Below are 20,428 nucleotides of genomic sequence, written 5' to 3'. Positions count from 1 at the left end.
GCGGTGACGCATCACCTTAAGCTAACCTTAACCGAAATTTAAGTCTTTCCTCAAACTGCTTCTTTGACAGCGCAATTTTATTAAAAAATAATTAAAAATTTAACTTTCCTAGACACAGCTATGAGGAATTTTCAGCCTCAGCCAAGACCCTAGAATTGATCCCCGGAATAAATACTAAAATAAATATAAATTATTTATTCAATACTAGATTTTTTTAAGTGATACAGTGCCACTAGATGATTAAATCTTAATATACCAAGTATATGGCTGAGGTAACGCATAGAATGAGAAACACCTTGGTGTAAACTTTAGCAACGAGGTTAAAAAGAATTCTCAATGCTTAACAAAGTCATCGCTTTTTCACAAAATACAGTATAAAGAATTGGCAACATTGGTAAAAAGAGTAAACAATAACCATAGTTAAACTTGGAGTTTTGCCAACCTATGCAGCCAATTCGTACATTTAACGTATCTCCTTCACTACCGCCGCGACTCGAACCACTGCGGCGGCTAGCATATAACTTGCACTGGGATTGGAACGTTGACACTAAAGATTTATTTCGTCGCTTAGACTCCGACTTGTGGGAGTCTAGCCATCATAACCCGGTGTTGATGCTGGGTACTATCTCTCAATCGCGGCTTCTGGAAGTTGTCGAAGATGAAGGCTTCTTAGCGCAAATGGATCGATCTGACCGTCAGTTAGAAGATTATTTGCAAGAGCGCACCTGGTATCAGAAACAACGGGAGGAGAAACCAAAGGAATGCTACGCCTATTTTTCGGCGGAATTTGGACTTGTAGATTGTTTGCCCGTCTATTCTGGGGGCTTGGGCGTTTTGGCGGGGGATCACCTCAAATCTGCCAGTGACCTGGGGCTACCGCTTGTAGGTGTAGGTTTACTGTATCAGCAAGGCTACTTTGCCCAGTATCTCAATGCCGATGGCTGGCAACAGGAACGCTACCTGAGCAACGATTTCTACAATATGCCCTTGCATCTAGAGCGCAATTCCGATGGTTCAGAACTGCGGATTGCGGTAGATTATCCAGGACGCAAGGTGTATGCCAGAGTTTGGCGCGTACAAGTGGGAACGGTGCCCCTATATTTGATGGACACCAACATTGAACCCAACATTACTTACGATCACGACATCACAGATCAGCTGTACGGTGGCGACATCGATATGCGTATCCACCAGGAAATCATGCTGGGGATTGGTGGTGTGCAAATGCTCAAAGCTTTGGGGCTGAAAGTCACCGCCTACCATATGAATGAAGGCCACGCCGCCTTCTCTGCCTTAGAGCGCATCCGCTTGCTGATTCAGGAAGAGGGACTGAATTATGCCCAAGCTAGACAGGTGGTGGCTTCCAGCAATATCTTTACCACTCACACGCCAGTACCAGCAGGGATTGACTTGTTCGCTCCCGAAAAAATGTTGTATTACCTGGGGTACTATGCAGAGATATTTGGGTTGCCCAAAGAGCAATTTTTAGGACTAGGGCGCGAGAATACAGGCGATTTATCTGGGCCTTTCAGTATGGCGGTGCTGGCGCTGAAGATGGCAACATTTTCTAACGGTGTAGCACAACTGCATGGTGTGGTGTCGCGGCAAATGTTCCAGGGCTTGTGGAAGAAGGTGCCAGTAGAGGAAGTGCCGATCGCCGCAATTACCAACGGTGTCCATGCTCGGAGTTGTGTTGCCAAATCGACTCAAGAATTGTACGATCGCTACTTGGGGCCAAATTGGTCATCAGCACCACCAGATAGCCAATTGTGGGAGCGGATGGAAGCTATACCCGATGAGGAGTTGTGGCGCAATCACGAACGCTGCCGCTTAGATATGGTTTTGTATGTGCGAGAGCATTTGGTCAAACATTTGCGCGATCGCGGCGCTTCCGCCTCCGAAATTTCCCAAGCCCAAGAAGTTTTAGATCCTTACGCTTTCACCATTGGCTTTGCCCGTCGCTTTGCCACCTACAAACGCGCTACCCTCTGGATGCGTGATTTGGAACGTATTAAGCGGCTTTTGCTGGCTAACAAAGACCGGAAAGTGCAATTTGTGATTGCTGGTAAGGCGCATCCCAAGGATATTCCCGGTAAAGAACTCATCCGCGATATCAATCACTTTATCCGCGAACAACATTTAGAAAAACAGGTAGTGTTTGTTCCCAATTACGACATTTACATATCCCGGTTGATGGTTGCGGGTTGCGATATCTGGTTAAATACACCGCGTCGCCCACGGGAAGCCTCTGGTACCAGTGGCATGAAAGCAGCAATGAATGGATTGCCGAATTTAAGTGTACTAGATGGCTGGTGGGATGAAGCTGATTATGTCCGCACGGGCTGGGCAATTGGACATGGAGAGAATTACGACGATCCTAACTATCAAGATGAAGTAGAAGCAAATGCTCTCTACGAGTTGTTAGAGAAGGAAGTTGTACCGTTATTTTATGAACACCGGGATAGTGATGGCTTGCCCCGTCCGTGGGTTGCCAAAATGAAGGATGCAATTCGGTTGAATTGTCCCTTCTTTAATACAGCACGGATGGTAGGAGAATATGCACAAAGAGCTTATTTCCCAGCCAGCGATCGCTATCATACCTTGACTGTTGATAACTTTGCCCCAGCTAAAGAACTAGCTGCTTGGAAAGAGAAATTGAGCGGACACTGGTTCGACATCACAATCAAAGATATTGACGTATCGGCAGCTTCAGACATTGAGGTTAACCAAACCGTTGCTGTCAAAGCTAAGGTTGACTTGGCAACTTTGACCGATGATGATGTGCAGGTGGAACTATATCAAGGTGCGATCGATGCCAATGGTGAGATTGTCAACGCTGTGCCAGTGGTGATGGATTACCAAGGAGAGGATGCACAGCAATTGAGTATTTACACGGGTAACATCACCTATACCGCTTCTGGTTTGCAAGGCTTGTCTTTGCGTGTATTGCCGAAAAATCAATACCTGGCTAATCCCTATGAACCAAGGTTGATTGCTTGGGCAGAATAAGAGGGCTGAGTATTTATTGAATACTCAGGAAAAGGCGTTGCTGATTTAAGTTTAACAACGCCTTTTATCTGCATGGTAATCCTATTTTAATTTAGTTAATGAGTCACAACAAGAACAATTATTTTATCTAAATTTTCTGCTTACTAGTAAGTAAGTCGGCGTTAAAAAATCAACCTATGTGACAAAATGTAAACGCAGCGAACAGCTTATAAATGGGTAATTCCCCAGTTTTTACGAAACTAAACATACATAGGTTTTATCATGACGACTTACTTACAGCACGGCGTAAATCTACATACCATCTCAATTAACAAGACTTGGGTATTAACAAGGGGCAAAATCCTTTTGTTAAATAAAGTAAGGCAAACTTCCGCCACAGTCTACCAGTGAATGAAATATGTAAACTGCTCAAAAGTCAATGATTAAAACAATAATTTTATTTCTGATCATTGGGCTGATTATCACTGGGATTTTAGTCAATCCCATTCTAGTCAAAAGGCGAAGAAACCGTCTCAAACATCGCCTTTTTTCCCCACTTTGGAATGCCATTATTGAGAATAATCTTCCCATTTACCCCTGTCTTTCTCCCGATGAACTCAGACGACTTCAGGGACATATTCAAGTGTTCTTAGCAGAAAAGCAATTTATTGGCTGTAGAGGATTACAGGTGACGGAGGAAATGAAACTGACCCTTGCTGCTGTCGCCTGTTTACTCCTACTAAATGAACGTGGACAGTACTTTCCCAGACTTCGTTCAATTCTGGTGTATCCCAATGCTTATTTTGTTCAGGAAACGACTTCCATCGGAAATTATGCTGTTGAAGAAAGGCGTGTGGCAAGACTGGGGGAATCGTGGACAACTGACCAATTAGTAGTATCTTGGGAACAGGTGAAACAAGACACTGATAACTGGAGGGATGGACGCAACGTTGTGCTTCATGAATTTGCCCATCAGTTAGATCAAGAGGATGGTAAAGCTGAAGGAGTTCCTATACTGCAACGCAACTCAGACTATCCTATTTGGGCGAAGGTGATGACAGAAGCATATCAGCAACTTTGTAATGATGTTTTACAAGGCGTAAAGACGGTAATGGATAGCTATGGTGCAACGAATCCCGCAGAATTTTTTGCCGTAGCGACTGAGACATTCTTTGAGAAACCGCACCAATTGCTATCCAAGCATCCGGCACTTTATGAGCAACTTCAACGTTACTATCAATTAAATCCTGTGCAATGGGCATCAATCAATTTTGGATTTTAGATTTTAGATTGACTCATAGCAATCAAGTCAGGGGCAAGTCATTTAATTTTAGATTTTGGATTTTAGATTTATTCCACGTAGATTGCTTCTCGCGGAGCGAGTATAAATTTGCTTGCTCTCAGAGGATGCTTGAAAAGTCCTCTTGTCGGTATCAAAAGTTCTAGATCCCTCTAAATTACCCGATAAATTGGGGGACTTTGATTCCGGTTTCCCCTTTTTTAATAGGAGCCAGCGCGGGGGGGTCTCCCCAAGTGGAGCGACTGGCGTGAGTTAGGGGGGATCTAAAAGTGCCTAAAGTCACAGCAAAACACTTTTTAAACAACCTCTCAGACCTTTTTAAATTTACGATGTTTGAATCTTCTTTTCCATTATCCAAAATTTAAAATCTAAAATTCGGTGAGATACCCACATCTGGGCTTAACTGCGATAAGCTATAACGGCATAAAATGGATCTCCTCCAGCTGCACCCAACCACTGTAAAAAATTCGGTAATGTTGACTTATGAGCTATAACTTCTGCGGTTGTAAATCCTGGAACTGAGGCGAAGTATTCTTTGACTAATTCCACTCGTTTTGCTTCTGAAGCCTCTCGCCAAGCTTGAATTGCCTTTTCAAAAAACATCCGGTTAGAAAAGCTGATAATTGCGATACCACCGGGTTTCAGGATGCGGTAAATTTCGGAAAATACTGCTTCTGGATATTGCACATACTGCACAGATACGCAATTGAGAACAGCATCAAAATCTTCATCTGGTAAAGGTAGCTGCGGATTTTCATTAAGATTTTGTACAAAGTAATGATTTAAGCGAGGATTTCGTGCTAGTTCCTGGGCGTTGAGTCCGTGTCCCTCAACATGGGAAAACTGCATCTCTTCTGGCAGATGAGACACCCAACTGCTCATCATATCAAAAATGCGGGTGTTGGGTTTGATGCGATCGCGATATAAATCCGTTAACTGTTGAATAAATCCTTCATCGACATGGGTGACGAAGCGGGGATAAGCATAGAACAGCTTATCGTCTGTGTCATCTAATTTCAGGCGTTGATTGGGTCTTAGCTGCATAAATCTCTGTTATGGAAAACTTTTCTCCAGATGGCGACAATTTCAGGTATTTTGAAACAAGTACTATTTAACATCTTTTAATAACACCAGGGCAGTTAACAATTCAAAATTGTTCGCGCACCGTCTTTTATCAATTCAATGTTCTATAAACTACACTTCTTGCAGCAGATTTGCCGACAAATTCGCCTAGTGGGATCATTACCCTATTTTAGTCTGTTGGTTTGGATACTGCCCTTGTTACTATTTAATTCTGGACACAATAGTTTGATGGCACATGATGAAGGGCTTTACGCATCGCGTGCGCGTCTGATGTTTGATTCTGGTAATTGGATAGCTCCTTGGGAAAAGGCACATCATAAAACCCCTGGCCCTTATTGGTTAATTGCCAGTTCCTACAAGCTGTTTGGTATCAGTGATACTAGTGCGCGTCTTCCTAGCATGATTGCTGGCATTTTTAGCTTATGGCTTGTGTATGAAATCGGCAAAATTATGCTAGGCAAAAAATTAGCTTGGCTAGCTGCTGCAATTTTAAGTGTGGAATCTCTCTGGCTACAATACTCTCGCTTAAGTACACCTGATGTACCGATGGTTCTCTTGGTACTTTTAGCTATTTGGTCTTTAATAAAAACGGAATTACATCCTAAATATTGCTATTTTTGGGGTTTTATAGCTGGTTTAAGTTTAAGTTTAGGCTTCTTAGTCAGAAGCTTTATGATTTTTTTGCCAATCATAGCTTTATTGCCTTATCTAATTGGGGAACATCGCCGTCATCATCACCTGACTAACCCAATTTTATATTTAGGCTTTTTCGTAGGTTTAATACCTACTTGTATTTGGCTGTGGTTAAGCTGGCTGCACTACGGAAATCAGAGTTTTGAGGAGTTATTCAAGTTTGTTGTGCAGCTAGGTTCTGAAGATCGTTATAATAACGGGCCGCTGTTCTATATATGGAATATCCCTTTAAGAGCATTTCCTTGGGCTTTTTTCGGGATTTTAGGTTTAGTTTTAACTCTCCGTCGTCCTATTCCTCGCTACCAGTTAATATTAGTTGGCTTTCCAATTGTATTATTTTGTGAATTTAGTCTTTTTACCACTCGTTTCCCTCACTATAGTCTTTGCCTTTATCCTTTCATAGCTTGGTTTGCATCTGTGGGTTTAAACTGGTTAGGTAATATTTACCAGACAGGGATTCCCCAACAATTACCTCTTAAAAAAGGTGAAATAAATTTATTAAACCTTTTTGCAAGGAAGAATCTTCCTCGAAATCTCAGTTATGGCTTTGGTGGGTTAGGTGTTTTACTTGTAATCGCGAGTATTGGCGTTTTTAGTTGGGGTGGTTCTGATATTCGCAAGTATGCAACTATTGGCTTGGCTATTGGCTTAGGTTGGTTAATTTTGCCTGTGGTGTGGATTAGTCGTTACCACTTTGGCAAAAAGTTTCTCACATCTCGGTACTGGATTGCAGGTTGGTTAATTCCCTGTTGGCTGGCTTTGGCGACGATGGGTAGCATCGGTCTGTTAAGTGACTATAATCCGGTTTTGAGAACTTTTTTACAACAAAGTGCGATCGCCTCAATTATCCAAACTCATCCGATCTATTTTGTGCAACTAGACGCTAAAACCAAAGTACTGCTTAATTTCTATCTTTCTATTCGTCCCCAACCAGTAGTCTCTATTTCCCAACTACCAGCTTTGAGCTATGTTTTGATCTATACTGACCAGTCGCCGAAATTATCTCGCCCTCACCGCATTATTGGTACAGTAAAACAGTACCAGTTGATTCAAATCCTTCCCTAACAGAGGTGGAAAATCTAAAAGACGACTTCCTCTTAAAAGTATTTTGCTCATGAACCGTGTCACTATAGAAAATAGAGCTGCAAATTGAGCAATAGGAAGACTAAAGAACACTGTGCAGATAACATTCTTAGGGACGAGTTCCGGTGTACCCACGCGATCGCGCAATGTTTCCAGTGTCGCCCTGAGATTACCCCAAAGGGCAGAACTATGGTTATTCGACTGTGGCGAAGCTACTCAGCATCAAATTATTCGGAGTGAACTGAAAATTAGTCAACTCTCCCGAATTTTTATCACTCATATGCACGGCGACCACATCTTTGGTTTGATGGGACTTCTTGCTACTTGCGGCTTGGCTGGCAATGTAGAACGAATTGATATATACGGTCCACCTGGATTAAATGATTACATTCAAGCCGCCTCACGTTACTCCTACACACACTTTTCTTACCCGATTAAAGTTCACGCCATCCGTCCAGGGGTAATTTATGAAGATGATGACTTCATCGTTAGCTGCGCTAATTTGCATCATCGCATTACAGCTTTCGGCTACCGCGTAGCCGAAAAAGACCGATCAGGACGCTTTGATGTGGAAAAAGCCAAGGTGTTGCAAATTCCTCCTGGTCAGATTTACGGTCAACTCAAGCGCGGTGAAACTGTTACCCTTGCCGACGGACGGGTGATTGATGGCACCCAATTATGCGGACCTACAGAAATTGGCAGAAAGATTGCCTATTGTACAGACACAATTTATTGTGATGGTGCAGTGGAATTAGCTCATGATGCAGATGTATTAATTCACGAAGCAACCTTTGCCCATCAAGATGCAGATATGGCTTTTCAGCGATTGCATTCCACAACTACAATGGCAGCGCAAACAGCTTTAGCGGCTGGGGCACATCGGCTGATTATGAGTCATTTTAGTCCCCGCTATGCTCCCGGAAATACCTTGGAATTGAAGGATCTCCTCAAGGAAGCCCGTGCTATTTTTCCCCGTACTGATATGGCTTACGATTTCATGATTCATGAAGTACCCAGGCGACGGGAAGTACAGTTAACCAAGGTAGGTGTGTAAATTTTGGATTTTGGATTTTAGATTTCCTATTCAACCCTTCTAATCTAAAATTAATCAGGCTCTGTCTTAGAGTTTAGCAGTCCAATTCATAACGTCCAGCAAATAGACAGCAGTTTAAGGCTAGGAGTAAGTCAACTAGTTAACCAAGAATTTACGGTTAACTAAGTGTATCAATAACCTAGAAAGGGTATGGGTTAAATATTTTTCTCAATATATTTTTTAGATCGCAAGTTATCAAAAGAACTTTAATATATAGTAATGTTGTGAATCAGAGAATTTTTTACTTAAATAGTTAGGAAAATAATTAATTTTTCGTCAAGATTTTTCTTTCTGAAATAAAATATTTATTGAAAATTTATTCTTTCAACACTGATTAAGAATTTATATGCCTGAATTGATCAACATGAAAGCGCCACTTGGCATAATATTATGCCAAGTGAGCTTGTCATCGTTGGAAGAATAATTAAGTATGTTGTTGCGGCTATTAGGTGTAAAAAATCATTTCACATTTTTCATAAATCTTCCAAATAAATATAGTGTTTCGATATTAGAGGAGTTTGATAGTGGCTAAGACTAGTCTGAATCAAGAGCAACAGGTTACTACTTCAGCACAAGGCGCAGTTGACATCAGACAACTATCTACTATTTTGCTTCGCCGACGCTTTCTAATCTTGGGGGTTTCCTGTGTCGTTATGTCAGCTGCTAGCCTGTTGGCTGTCATTGTCAAACCTACTTACCAGAGCAATATGCAGATATTGGTGAGTTCCAATTTATCTCAAGGGGCACAGTCAAATAATATCCCAGTAGGGGCAGAGACTCAGGTTACTGATTCCAATTCTCAAGTTGTTGATTCCACTACTCAGATGAAACTCATGCTGAGTTCTAAGCTACTCCAGAAAGCCGTAAATATACTCCATTCTGATTATTCTAATATTACCTTAGAAGATATCAATAGTCAAACAGAACACAACAAAAAAGCATCTCTAGAAGTGACTCCAGAAGAGGGAGGCATAGGAGCTAATCAGGTTTTCAGTCAAGTATTTAAAGTTTCTTTCAGTGATGACGATCCAGTTAAAGCACAAAGAGTACTTCAAGCTCTACAGAAAGTCTATCAAAACTACAACAAAGAGCAACAAAAAGAACGTCTGAATCAGGGGCTGGCTTTTGTAAACGCTCGCCTACCTGAGATAAAAAAAGAGGTGAGTAAGGCTGAGAAAAATTTAGAACAGTTTCGCAAAAAACATAAATTACTCGATCCCGAAGTCCAAAGTAAAATCCTGCTAGAATCTCTAGCCGATATTCAACAACAGCTACAAAGCACTCGTGCCAACCTTCAAGATGTAAACGCTCGCTACGATAACCTAGAGCAACAAATAGCGTCTTCATCTCAGCAGAATGAACTAATTTCTTCTCGTTTAAATCAGTCAAGCAGCTACCAAGCACTATTGAGTGAAATTCAAAAGACTGAACTAGCATTGGCTAAGGAGCGACTGCGCTATACAGACGATTACCCATCGGTACAAAAGCTAAAGCAGCAACGCCAAAGTCTATTGTCACTATTACGAGAACAGGTGAAAGCTATTACTAATAGCAATAAGGAAGAACCGCTTTTCAAAGGGCAAATGGTAGGGGTTGATCCAACACTATTAGACGAGTTTATTCTGGTGCAGACAAATGTCTTAGGACTAACTGCCAATGAAAAGAATCTAGCCGAGTCAGAACAGCGACTAAGCTCTGAGGTAAACAAATACCCAAGTTTAATAGCAGAGTATAACCGTCTGCTGCCAAAGGTAGAAAGTAGTCGCAAAAGCCTTGAACAGCTGCTTCAGGCACAACAGTCATTGGGACTGAAAATTGCTCAGGAAGGATATAACTGGCAAGTTTTGGCAGAACCGGCTCTGGGTACTTATATGGGGAACAACAGATTATTACTTTTGGTTGGGGGAGCGGTAATTGGGCCAATTTTAGGTATCTTAGCAGCCCTGATTTTGGAAAAGTTTAATGATGCTATTTATTCTGCGGCAGATTTAAAGAAACTGACGAACTTACGTGTACTAGGGTCAGTACCAAAACTACCGTTGCATGATGTGAAAAAGCGGCGGCTGGGACTGCCTTGGAGTGGAGGGCGAAGTTCAAATTATTCTGTAATAGAAGCCAATACTAGATTGCCCGTCCATGAAACCCTGGACATGATCTACCAAAATATTAAAATATTAAAATATCCCTTACCCTTGAAGTCATTGATGTTGACTTCAGCACTACCAGGGGAAGGAAAGACAACCTTAGTATTAGGGCTTGTGGCTAGCGCTACCCGGATGCATCGACGGGTATTAGTTATTGATGCTAATTTGCAGAATCCTAGCCTGCACAAAATCCTGGAACTATCCAATGACTGGGGACTATCTCTATTATTAGTTGATGAGACAACTACTCATTTTCAAGATTACATCCAGCCCATTCACCCTTCTATTGATATTTTGACTGCTGGCCCGGAACCAGAAGACACGGTGAAGTTGCTCAGTTCTCAACGGATGAAAGAATTAATAGAGTTGTTTGAGGAAAGTTATGACCTAGTATTGATAGATGCTCCAGCTATTTTAGGCACGGTTGATGCCAGGATTGTGGCATCTTTTTGCAATGGGATTGTGATGGTAGAGCGCATGGGGAAAGTGACGCGAACTGAACTGACTCAAGCAACAGAAATTTTGAGTAAGTTGAATTTAATTGGAATTATCGCTAATGAAGTGAGCAATTCTCAAAAGGTATTGGCATCGTAGACTGAAGAAGTAGGTGGCATTGGGCATTGGGCATGGGGCATTGGAAAGGAATTCTTCCCCTGGCTCCTGCCCCCTTCAGCTGATTTCTACCTTATAGCTCAAGCAAAATGCATAATAAGTAGGAGGTGGCAACCTCCTGCGTTGGAGAAGTGTCTCATCTTAAAGTAATAGACGCCATAGTTCAGAGCGTCAATTAGATACTAGTGTGATTAGATGATCAGCATGAAATTCCAACTTTATTTAGGCTCTTTATTTTCCCAGATAAAAGTACGTCATTGGTGGGTAAGTATCCTTTTCTGGATAGCTTTGGTTGCACCAGCCCAAGGGTCTGTAATCCTGCGCGTGGCAATTGAAAGGGGTGTTAATCAGGTAAAAGTGGGCAGTTCCACCACTGGAATCGTTAAGGATAGTACCGGCCGAACTCTCGGACAGTTACCAGCGATGAGTGCATATTATGCCCAAGCCGTGCCTGGCGGAGTTGCTTTAGATAAGTGGCAGTCTGGTTTATTTTGGATTGAGCCAACTGGTAAGGGATTCGTTTATATTGGCGATCGCTGGTATCGGGGCAGAACTCTGGTTGTTCCCACAGACAAAGGCTTAACTGCTGTTAACTGGGTTGATGACCAAGAGTATCTCTACAGCGTTCTTGGTGGTGAAATGGATGCTAGTTGGCCTCAAGAAGCTTTAAAAGCCCAAGCGATCGCAGCCCGCACCTATGCCCTCTACGAACGTGAAAAACAACGGAATAATCCCGTTTACGATTTAGGCAATACCCCCGATCGTTGGCAAATTTACAAAGGTGTAATCAGTGAAGCTCCTTCTACTTACAAAGCAGTTGATGAAACACTAGGGCAGGTACTAACTTACAAAAACCGGATTATTCTCTCAGTTTTCCATGCTTGTTCTGGGGGACACACTGAAAACGTGGAAGATGTTTGGGGAAGCAACGAGCCTTACCTACGTGCTGTTCAAGACTACGATCAAAATATCAGGGAGTGTAATTGGGTCAAAACCTTCTCACCTACTGAAATTAGCGCTAAATTTCCTGAGGTGGGCAATGTCAAGGATATGATTCCAGAGACATACTCGCCTTTCCGCAGTGTTAAAGTCTTGAAAATTGTCGGCAACAGGGGTACGAAGGTGCTACAGGGCGAGGAAGTACGGACAGCCCTGAAGTTAAAAAGTACCCGCTTTACTGTCACCAAGGGAGCCGATGGTAGTTTTGTACTGCAAGGACTTGGCTTTGGTCATGCTTTAGGCATGAGTCAGTGGGGGGCGTATAATCTGGCTCGCCAAGGAGTAAACCACCTGCAAATTTTGGGACATTATTATCAAGGTGTAGCCCTAACACCAATTCAGCCGAAGTAGTCCACTACTGTATTTGAAGAAGAATACAGATTAACAATTTAAAATTCAAAATTCACGCATTAAATACATTTTCAAGTACAGTGTACACACAAGTCTTTCTGAACGCAATTATCCGGTTAAGTCTCATAGCCCCTAAGATACCTCACCCTGATTTTACTACGTAAAATCTGTCCCTCTCCTTATTAAGGAGAGGGATTAAAGATAGGATAGGGTGAGATTTTAGAGGACTTTTGGGTAATGGGATAATTTGTGTGTACACCGTAGTTTTCCCTAAGTGAGAAGCAATTGGCGTGGAAACCCCCAAGACTGCGCTGCTGACGCTTGATAGCGTTCGCGCAGCGTTTTGTAGAGAAGGGTAGCGAGTCAACGAGCGTCTGACTCACTAACACCACTCATAAGCTAAAAAACATCTAACTTGTATAATTGAATTAAAAATAACTCTTGTGGGGTAGGCATCTTGCCCGCCCAGAATATGCAATTTAAATGTGGAACAGCTTATCATGTCCGCATAATTTAGTTACGATTTCCACAGTCATTGCACCCCACCCCGCCAAAGCCATGCTTTGTCTTCCCTCCCCGCAAGCGGGGAGGGGATTAAGGGGAGCCAGTGCGGTCTTGGGATCTCCCCAAGTGGAGCATCTGGCGTGTGGGGTTCTTCGGGTTTAATAAGCAATCAAGCGGACATGATATCACACAGAATTCAATTCTGAATTCTGACTCCTGACTCCTGAATTCTGTTTTGTCAAAGTTGCCGGACTAATGGCTGTCCATCTTTGACTTCACCAATCAAAACTAAATCGACACAGTTAACGAAGATACCATTTTCCAGAACGCCAGGAATGTTATTCAATGTCTTTTCTAGGCTGGCTGGATCTTCAATCGAGTCAAATCTGACATCTAAGACAAAATTCCCTTGGTCAGTGATTACTGGGCCAGCTTTTCTTACACCCATGCGGAGTTCTGGTTTGCCACCGAGTTTTTTGATGGTATTGGTAACAGGAGTAATTGCCATTGGAATCACTTCCACCGGTACAGCGAAAGTAGAACCCAAGCGGTCTACTAACTTGCCACTATCTACCACGACGATGAACTGTTCTGCCAGGTAGTCTACGACTTTTTCGCGGGTATGTGCTGCACCACCGCCTTTAATCAAATTCTTCTGCGGATCGACTTCATCAGCCCCATCAATGGCAATATCGATGTGGTCGATAGCATCCAAGGTGGCAAGAGGGACGCCGTACTGCTTCGCCAGCACTTCTGACTGAAACGAGGTGGGTATACCAATGATATCTTTGAGTTCACCAGACTTGAGGCGATCGCCTAAATACTGAATCGTATATGCTGTAGTTGACCCCGTACCCAACCCCACAATGGAACCCGACTTGACTAGGGCTGCGGCGGCTTTGCCAACTTCTTGCTTCATCAACTTTACGGGATCTGCTGCTGCGGTCATTGCCAAAACTCCTGAAAAACTGACTATAGTCCATAGTAGTGGGCAGATAACGCTAAAAGATGAAAGGTAAAAAACAAGTTTTTGCTTTAGCCAATTTCCGCAAAAATATGATCTAATCTTGGGCGCGGTGGCGGCAAATGTTTCTGGAGGGCAGAAGCAGCGATTAGCGATCGCTGGATGATTTACTATCACGCTCGGAACGATTAATGGTGATTATTAGCACCCTCTTAACGCAGTTTAGAACTTGGCTGTGGGTTAAGTCTGCGATGTCTGCGACGAGCTACGCCTACATTTCTGGGATTAAGAAAGATAATGAATTAGCTCAATTATGCTTTGTCCAAAGTCCAATATGCTAGGCGATCGCAATGAAAAAACCTGGTTTTATTGATAATTTAACGATATAATTGATAATTAAACCCCGATCTCACATTTTCGCGTTGTTCCCGTCTCCAGATAATAGAAGTAAGCAGCGAAACTACTTGTGGAGAACAAGCATTTAAATTAGTTGAACAGACCAAGCCTAATGTTATATGAGCAGATTTATTTATACTCAAAGACGTATTGACAAAATCGCCTTACTTATTTTTATAACTAGCAACTTAGTTCCTAATAGAAATGTTACGAATGGTTACGAATATATGATTAACTGTACTAAGTAATTATGGTTGTTTTAGCCAACAAAATTATGAGATTTTTCAATTTTTGTCAGATCAGCCTCCCCCTGGTCAGCTTCGCCTTCCTAGTATGGATAGCCCCAAGAGCTAATGCAGCACTTTTAGTGGGGAGTTATTATAATAACTCCGTTCTAAGCTACGACGAAAAAACGGGAGAATTCATTGATGATTTTGTTCCTTCAGGTAGTGGCGGACTACAGGGACCAACTGGTTTAACTATTGGACCCGATAAAAATCTTTATGTTAGTAATATTTTGAGCCGTAGCGTGCAACGTTACGACGGAAAAACAGGAAATTTCATTAGTACCTTTGTTCCTTCTCTTAGTGGTGGACTAGATTCGCCTGAAGACTTGGTTTTTGGTCCTGACAGCAACCTCTACGTTACCAGCATTAACAGCCGCACTAGTAATAGTGTTCTACGCTACAACGGGCAAACGGGAGCTTTTATCGACACTTTTGTCCCATCAGGTAGCGGCGGACTCAGTGCACCTTTTAGTTTGAGCTTTGGTTCAGACGGGAACCTCTACGTCAGTAGTACTCTTACTGATAGTATTTTAAGGTATAACGGGCAAACCGGAGCTTTTATCGACACTTTTGCAACCGAGGAAAAAGGGTCAGGAGCTGGTGGCTTGACCTTTGGACCAGATGGCAATCTCTACGTCGCTAACTTTGAGACTAACAATATTTCGCGCTTTAACGGTAAGACAGGAGCCTTTATCAACACTTTTATCCCTGCTGGCAGTGGCGGACTCAATGATCCTGTCAAGCCTATCTTCGGTCCCGACGGAAACCTTTACGTTAGTGGCTTAAATAGTAACAAGGTGTTGCGTTACGACGGCAAGACAGGAGCTTTTATTGACACCTTTATCCCTGCCGGTCAAAGTGGGTTAAAGGGGGCTGGCTTTTTGGCTTTCACTGAAGACAGCAGTGTTATTCCTGAACCTAGAATGGGGCTAGCTGTGTTGGCACTTGGTGCTGTGCTAGGAACAAGCAAGGTACTTAGCCATAAGCAGAAAGCCACATCATAAAAATTCAGCAATTACTAGAGCTTGAGTAGGAACCCCAGGCGATTTGAGCATTTTGATTCCAAACACTCAAAAATTTGAATCTCAATTGAATTTACTACAATTTGGGGGAGTAGCAGCCAATAGCTGCTACTCCCCCCTCTAATAATGATTATTATTACTATTCATTAGTGATTTTATTTTTTGGAAGTCCCTTATCTAGATCATTTTGGAATCTTGATTAGTTTTTATTAAGAAATAAGATGCTTTTACCCTGTTGCCCAGCTTAAGTTCGTCATTAACTGAGTTACTGCTTATTAGGAACACCAAATTTTGCGTTAACCTCAGTAACGTAGTTTTTTAAATTCATTTAGCAGCTAAAAGTGGTTATTATGATCCGTCAGCTTTCAATTACTCTATCTTTAGTGGCACTACTACAAAACTTGCCAGCAATTGCTCAAGTGCCAGAACCTACTTCTGGAATCCCATCTGATTCCATTCAACAGGTAACTGCTGTCAAATGGATGACCAACTTTTCTGATGGCAAGTTTTATCCAGAAAGATTACTAAGTCGCGCTGAATTAGCGTCGATTATGGTCAAGACATTTCGGCTAGATAAAAGACAAGCTGTGAGCAAAGAAAATTTAACTATTCCAGATGTTCCTCGTTCTTATTGGGCATTTAATGATATACAGACAGTCTTAAAAACTGACATCATGAAAGGCTATCGTGGCAATGAATTTTTCCCTAACCAAAAGGTGACAAGGGCAGAAGCTCTGGCTATTTTCGCCCAGGCTTATGGTGTATTTCAGTTTTCCGATGACGCTGTTAATGAGATTCTGGCTTCACATCCAGATGAAAAGTCTATCCCGGCTTGGGCTAGAAAAGCGATCGCGACAGTAGCTACTGAGGGATTTCTTAACACAGATGCTCAAGGTAATATTTTCCCATTAAAACCCGTGACCCGTGGAGATATGGCTTATGTATTGAGTAAATATTTGCAACGACAACAGCAACAACCCGAAACACCAGAAGTTCCGATTATTCCAAATAGTCCACAATCACCTTAGCTAGACTTTATCCAGCCAAGGTGCTTAAAATCATCTTTGCCCATTACCTGTATACTTCTGTTGAAGCTGGCGAAGATATTGGTAATTAGACTGTGGTAGTTGCGTCGGCTGCTGCATACCATAATTCCCATATGACTGTGGTAGTTGTGTTGGCTGCTGCATACCATAATTCCCATATGACTGTGGTAGTTGTGTCGGCTGCTGCATACCATAATTCCCATATGACTGTGGTAGTTGTGTTGGCTGCTGCAAGCCATAATTCCCATATCCTACAGGGTTTGTAGGGGTGACAACGCCTTGACTTGGACTCTGGCTAGAGTAAGGTGCAATATTACTTGGTGCGCCAGAGGTGACTGGGGGTGTCAATGGTGATACATTAGGCACTATCTGACCACTATTTAAATTATTGTAGGGATTTTGCGGTAAGTTCGTACCCGTTGAAGTATAACCAGTACCAGTAGTTAACCCATTACTAGGCAATACCTGACCGTTATTTAAATTACTGTAGGAATTTTGTGGTAAGTTCGCACCCGTTGAGGTGTAGCCTGTCCCAGCAGTTAACCCAGTACTGGGTAGAGAATTCTGACTAGGTAAGCTGTTGATGGGTGGCATTAGCGTTGTTCCTGGGTCAGAGACTCGTCCCGATGCATTTGTCTGAGTTGCAGTACCATTCAAGTTAGACAATTTCTGGTTTGTCGATTGGTTGAGCGCCGCTTGCAGAGGGCTGATAGAGAGAGAATTTTGATTCTTGTTGGTTTGATTAGTAAATCCAATACCCAGGCTAGAGGATGTTTGTCCCTCCCCCGTTGCTTCAGACGCCGCATTTAAGGTCTTAAGACCTAGAAGCTGGTTATTATTATCAACCGTCCCAGTACGCAATAAATTTTCTGTTTGGACAACAAAGGGATTTTTCAGGGCTGGCGAGGTGTCGCCATTAACGCCTAAACCAGGATTTAATTTGGTATCACTAGCAGACTTTTGCGTGTTAATTGTATCGTTTAATAAGTCGTTGCTCTTTTTTCCCTGAGTGTTTTCCTTCGGGGTATTTGCTGGTGCTGAGAGAGTTGCTTGCTCAAAGTCATTAAATAAAACTGGCAAGTTATCAATATCGGCTGCAATAGCTCTGTTTTCTGCTGACAACTCGGAATCAGCAGGCTTTTGTGAAGCGACTTGGTTTTTTTGCTTATAAACGAAAATATCTGGATTTGACCAGTATTCCCAGGTTCCTAGCCCTACTACAGATAAAAAAATTGCAGTTCCCCAAAAAGCAGGTCGCCCTAGATTCCATAATAATCTGGCTCTGAGATAGCGTAAGTATGCGGGAGGATAATGTCGATGTGGCATGGGATTGGTAATTGAAATTTACTTGAAATCGGGAAAACTTGACTGAAGCTGAAGAGGTTGCTGTTTAATGCTTTTGCTTTCCTCAACAGGAAATATCTCAACTTAAGTTTGAATGGTGATTTGATCCTAACTTCTCCATCAGTTATTAGTCATTACCAAGTCAAAAATTTACTTATTAGCGGCTGGAGTGCTTTGGCAAGATTTTGTAGAAAGTTATGGCAATTTATGGTTAGTTTTTGGGTATCGGTCACATTGGATAACATCAGGAGTTGACAACTGGTCTAATTTATTGTTGTAGCCGGACAAAAGTTCAACTTTTTTACTTTCTAGTTAGCAAACTGTGCGCTCTGAAGGCGCACTGCTGCACCATACTATTAACCAGGAGACTACAGCAATGATGAAAGCTGAAGATATCATGACCAAAGACGTAGTTACCATTCGCGGTTCGGCGACTGTTGCTGAAGCAGTGGGGGTGATGAAGGAAAAAAGATTGCGGGCGCTGGTTGTGGACCGTCGCTATGACAATGATGCTTATGGCATTCTCACAGAAACGGATATTGTTTATAAGGTAACAGCCTACGGTAAAGATCCAAAGCAAGTGCGGGTTTATGAAATTATGAGCAAGCCCTGCATTGTAGTAAATCCTGATTTGGGTGTGGAATATGTAGCGCGGTTATTTGCTAACACTGGTATCCATCGAGCGCCTGTGATTCAAGGCAAGCTGTTGGGCATCATCTCGATTACCGACATTTTGACCAAAAGCGACTTTGTAGAAGCGCCACAAGCGCTACTGCTGGAGGAGAGAATTCAAAAAGCAATTGAGCAGGCTCGTGCTATTTGCACTGAACAAGGTGCCTATTCTAAATCCTGTGCAGCCGCTTGGGATGAGGTAGAAGAACTCCAAGCAGAAGCAGCTCATCAGAAAGCTGAGGGTATGGTATCAGCCAAAGTTTCTTTTGAAGAATACTGTAAGGAAAACCCAGATGCACCGGAATGTCGAAATTATCATCCGTAATTGAAGGTGAGTGCGATGGCTTTAATTTGACCTCTCTCCTACAAATTTTTACGCAAAAAGGCAATGAAAGCCTTGATTTACCGTAGGGGCAATTCATGTAGACGCAAAGCGGCTTCCCGCAGGGTATTGCCCCTACATTTCGTACTTGATGCGTAAGCCCTATCCTAGAAGGCTACGGTGTACACACAAGTTTCTCTGGACGCAATTTACGGTTTATCGAATAGCTTAAGAAAACCTCACCCTGGTTTTGCGTAGCAAAACCTGTCCCTCTCCTTGGTAAGGAGAGGGATTAAGGACAGGGTGAGGTTTTTATTTTGAGTAATTGGATAACTTGTGTGTACACGGTAACACTTCCTCAATTTACCGTTTGGCAACTCGGATCAATAAGAATAGACCTATTCCCAAAAAAAGAAAGTTGGGCAACCAAGCCCCGATAAAGGGAGAGAGGACACCTGCTTGCGCGATCGCACCACTAATAAAGAAAATTAAGTAGTATGAAAAAATTACGATCACACTAATCCCAAAGCTGGTGCCTCTTCCAGTTCGCTGCGGTATGCTTCCCATCGCTGCACCTACTAAGCCAAAAACTACGCATACAAAAGGTAAAGAGATTTTTTGTTGAATCCGCACTTCGAGTTTACGAATTTTTTGGCGATCGCCACCGAGATTTTCCACTTCTAGTTGCTGTAGTGCTTCAGAAATATTCATCTCACCATAGTCCCGGCTTTTTTCTGCCAGACTTAATGGCGTGCGCGGTAGTTGCAGTTGTTGGTGTTCAAATCTAACAATGTTGCGATAAGAGCGATCGGCAGCAACAAAATAGATCGTACCGTTGTAAAAATCCCAGACATTTTGCGAAGGATTCCACTGGGCAGATTCTGATACCACAATTTGATTCAGACCTTTTGTTGAGCCGTCTATAATTGTCAAACCTTTCATCCGCTTACCATCAAACTGGTCGGCGTAAAACAAGCGTGTCAATCTCCTATTCTTAGAGCCATCCGGCTGGACAACATCCTGGTATTCAGGATAGAAAATATTTTGCTGTTTAAAAGTTGGCTTGTCTGATTTCAGGGCTTTATCCAGAGTCATCGCCGCTTGATAATTTGCTGCTGGTGCAATTTGTTCGTTAAACACAAATGTCATTCCTGTAACCACAAGACTTAACATCACAGCAGTTAGCACCATGCGATAGACACTGACCCCACAACTACGCAGGGCAATTAGTTCGCTGTCGCTAGAAAGACGACTGTAGGTCATCAAAGTAGCCAGCAGCGTAGACATGGGGAAGGCTAAAACGATAAAGTTGGGAAATTTTAACAAAAAAACTTGAATAGCAATGTCTATAGGTAGCCCAGATTCTACAATTTTTCTGACAAGATCAAATACAGCATCAATGGTAACGCCAAGTGATGAAAAAGCTCCGACACCAAAGAAAAACGGCGCTAACAATTCGCTGGTAAGATAGCGATCCATGATCGTAAAAGGCAGCAGCGAATTGAGGCTGTAGAAAGACGTGAGC

General features: G+C 42.5%; 13 protein-coding genes. 9 read left to right on the top strand and 4 right to left on the bottom strand.

What is annotated here, in order from left to right; genetic code table 11:
* Nucleotides 1–444: 444 nt before the first annotated feature.
* Nucleotides 445–3,009, top strand: a complete 2,565-nt coding sequence (glgP, locus tag V7K36_RS27730) for an alpha-glucan family phosphorylase (protein ID WP_335120890.1) — start codon at nt 445–447, stop codon at nt 3,007–3,009.
* A 418-nt stretch (nt 3,010–3,427) separates the two neighbouring features.
* A complete protein-coding gene (locus tag V7K36_RS27725; protein WP_335120889.1) occupies nt 3,428–4,270 on the top strand; it encodes a zinc-dependent peptidase in 843 nt (280 codons plus the stop codon).
* Nucleotides 4,271–4,687: 417 nt separating this feature from the next.
* Here the strand turns inward: V7K36_RS27725 and V7K36_RS27720 are convergent, their stop codons facing one another.
* Nucleotides 4,688–5,332: a class I SAM-dependent methyltransferase gene (locus tag V7K36_RS27720; protein WP_335120888.1), complete on the bottom strand. Its 645-nt coding sequence runs from the start codon at nt 5,330–5,332 to the stop codon at nt 4,688–4,690.
* Between the two features lie 138 nt (nt 5,333–5,470).
* Here V7K36_RS27720 and V7K36_RS27715 point away from each other — a divergent pair, with 138 nt between their 5' ends.
* The 4 genes from V7K36_RS27715 to V7K36_RS27700 all read left to right on the top strand — a co-directional run bounded on the left by V7K36_RS27715 (nt 5,471) and on the right by V7K36_RS27700 (nt 12,346).
* Nucleotides 5,471–7,129, top strand: a complete 1,659-nt coding sequence (locus tag V7K36_RS27715) for an ArnT family glycosyltransferase (protein WP_335120887.1) — start codon at nt 5,471–5,473, stop codon at nt 7,127–7,129.
* Nucleotides 7,130–7,241: 112 nt separating this feature from the next.
* On the top strand, nt 7,242–8,201 hold the full coding sequence (locus V7K36_RS27710; protein ID WP_335120886.1) for a ribonuclease Z: 960 nt from the start codon (nt 7,242–7,244) through the stop codon (nt 8,199–8,201).
* Nucleotides 8,202–8,764: 563 nt separating this feature from the next.
* Complete coding sequence (locus tag V7K36_RS27705) at nt 8,765–10,978, top strand: GumC family protein (protein WP_335120885.1); 2,214 nt, start codon at nt 8,765–8,767, stop codon at nt 10,976–10,978.
* Nucleotides 10,979–11,200: 222 nt separating this feature from the next.
* The gene (locus V7K36_RS27700) at nt 11,201–12,346 is read left to right on the top strand and encodes a SpoIID/LytB domain-containing protein (RefSeq protein ID WP_334941733.1); all 1,146 of its coding nucleotides are present in this window, start codon (nt 11,201–11,203) and stop codon (nt 12,344–12,346) included.
* Nucleotides 12,347–13,088: 742 nt separating this feature from the next.
* Here V7K36_RS27700 and rpiA read toward each other — a convergent pair.
* Nucleotides 13,089–13,799, bottom strand: coding sequence for a ribose-5-phosphate isomerase RpiA (rpiA, locus tag V7K36_RS27695; RefSeq protein ID WP_335120884.1), 711 nt, complete (start codon nt 13,797–13,799; stop codon nt 13,089–13,091).
* 685 nt (nt 13,800–14,484) lie between these two features.
* Between rpiA and V7K36_RS27690 the strand changes: the two genes are divergently transcribed.
* Nucleotides 14,485–15,501: a Vgb family protein gene (locus V7K36_RS27690; RefSeq protein ID WP_335120883.1), complete on the top strand. Its 1,017-nt coding sequence runs from the start codon at nt 14,485–14,487 to the stop codon at nt 15,499–15,501.
* Between the two features lie 368 nt (nt 15,502–15,869).
* Complete coding sequence (locus V7K36_RS27685) at nt 15,870–16,547, top strand: S-layer homology domain-containing protein (RefSeq protein ID WP_335120882.1); 678 nt, start codon at nt 15,870–15,872, stop codon at nt 16,545–16,547.
* Between the two features lie 30 nt (nt 16,548–16,577).
* On the opposite strand, the gene V7K36_RS27680 is transcribed toward V7K36_RS27685, so the two are convergent.
* Nucleotides 16,578–17,891, bottom strand: coding sequence for a hypothetical protein (locus tag V7K36_RS27680; RefSeq protein ID WP_335120881.1), 1,314 nt, complete (start codon nt 17,889–17,891; stop codon nt 16,578–16,580).
* Nucleotides 17,892–18,285: 394 nt separating this feature from the next.
* On the opposite strand from V7K36_RS27680, the gene V7K36_RS27675 reads away from it, so the two are divergent.
* Nucleotides 18,286–18,906: a CP12 domain-containing protein gene (locus V7K36_RS27675; protein WP_335120880.1), complete on the top strand. Its 621-nt coding sequence runs from the start codon at nt 18,286–18,288 to the stop codon at nt 18,904–18,906.
* 360 nt (nt 18,907–19,266) lie between these two features.
* Here V7K36_RS27675 and V7K36_RS27670 read toward each other — a convergent pair whose 3' ends face one another.
* The gene (locus V7K36_RS27670; protein ID WP_442948521.1) at nt 19,267–20,382 is read right to left on the bottom strand and encodes an LptF/LptG family permease; all 1,116 of its coding nucleotides are present in this window, start codon (nt 20,380–20,382) and stop codon (nt 19,267–19,269) included.
* Between the last annotated feature and the right edge of the window lie 46 nt (nt 20,383–20,428).

This window comes from Nostoc sp. (assembly GCF_036919555.1).
Classification (GTDB): Bacteria; Cyanobacteriota; Cyanobacteriia; order Cyanobacteriales; family Nostocaceae; genus Nostoc.
The sequence above is the reverse complement of the archived record's forward strand: the minus strand, read 5'-3'. Positions and strand labels throughout refer to the sequence as shown.

What these genes read in the sequence shown, in the direction of transcription:
- glgP (WP_335120890.1), top strand. Translation starts at nt 445, where the DNA reads ATGCAGCCAATTCGTACATTTAACGTATCTCCTTCACTACCGCCGCGA.
- V7K36_RS27685 (WP_335120882.1), top strand. Translation starts at nt 15,870, where the DNA reads ATGATCCGTCAGCTTTCAATTACTCTATCTTTAGTGGCACTACTACAA.
- V7K36_RS27720 (WP_335120888.1), bottom strand. Translation starts at nt 5,332, where the DNA reads ATGCAGCTAAGACCCAATCAACGCCTGAAATTAGATGACACAGACGAT.
- V7K36_RS27680 (WP_335120881.1), bottom strand. Translation starts at nt 17,891, where the DNA reads ATGCCACATCGACATTATCCTCCCGCATACTTACGCTATCTCAGAGCC.
- V7K36_RS27670 (WP_442948521.1), bottom strand. Translation starts at nt 20,382, where the DNA reads ATGGATCGCTATCTTACCAGCGAATTGTTAGCGCCGTTTTTCTTTGGT.
- V7K36_RS27675 (WP_335120880.1), top strand. Translation starts at nt 18,286, where the DNA reads ATGATGAAAGCTGAAGATATCATGACCAAAGACGTAGTTACCATTCGC.
- V7K36_RS27725 (WP_335120889.1), top strand. Translation starts at nt 3,428, where the DNA reads ATGATTAAAACAATAATTTTATTTCTGATCATTGGGCTGATTATCACT.
- V7K36_RS27690 (WP_335120883.1), top strand. Translation starts at nt 14,485, where the DNA reads ATGAGATTTTTCAATTTTTGTCAGATCAGCCTCCCCCTGGTCAGCTTC.
- V7K36_RS27700 (WP_334941733.1), top strand. Translation starts at nt 11,201, where the DNA reads ATGAAATTCCAACTTTATTTAGGCTCTTTATTTTCCCAGATAAAAGTA.
- rpiA (WP_335120884.1), bottom strand. Translation starts at nt 13,799, where the DNA reads ATGACCGCAGCAGCAGATCCCGTAAAGTTGATGAAGCAAGAAGTTGGC.
- V7K36_RS27715 (WP_335120887.1), top strand. Translation starts at nt 5,471, where the DNA reads ATGTTCTATAAACTACACTTCTTGCAGCAGATTTGCCGACAAATTCGC.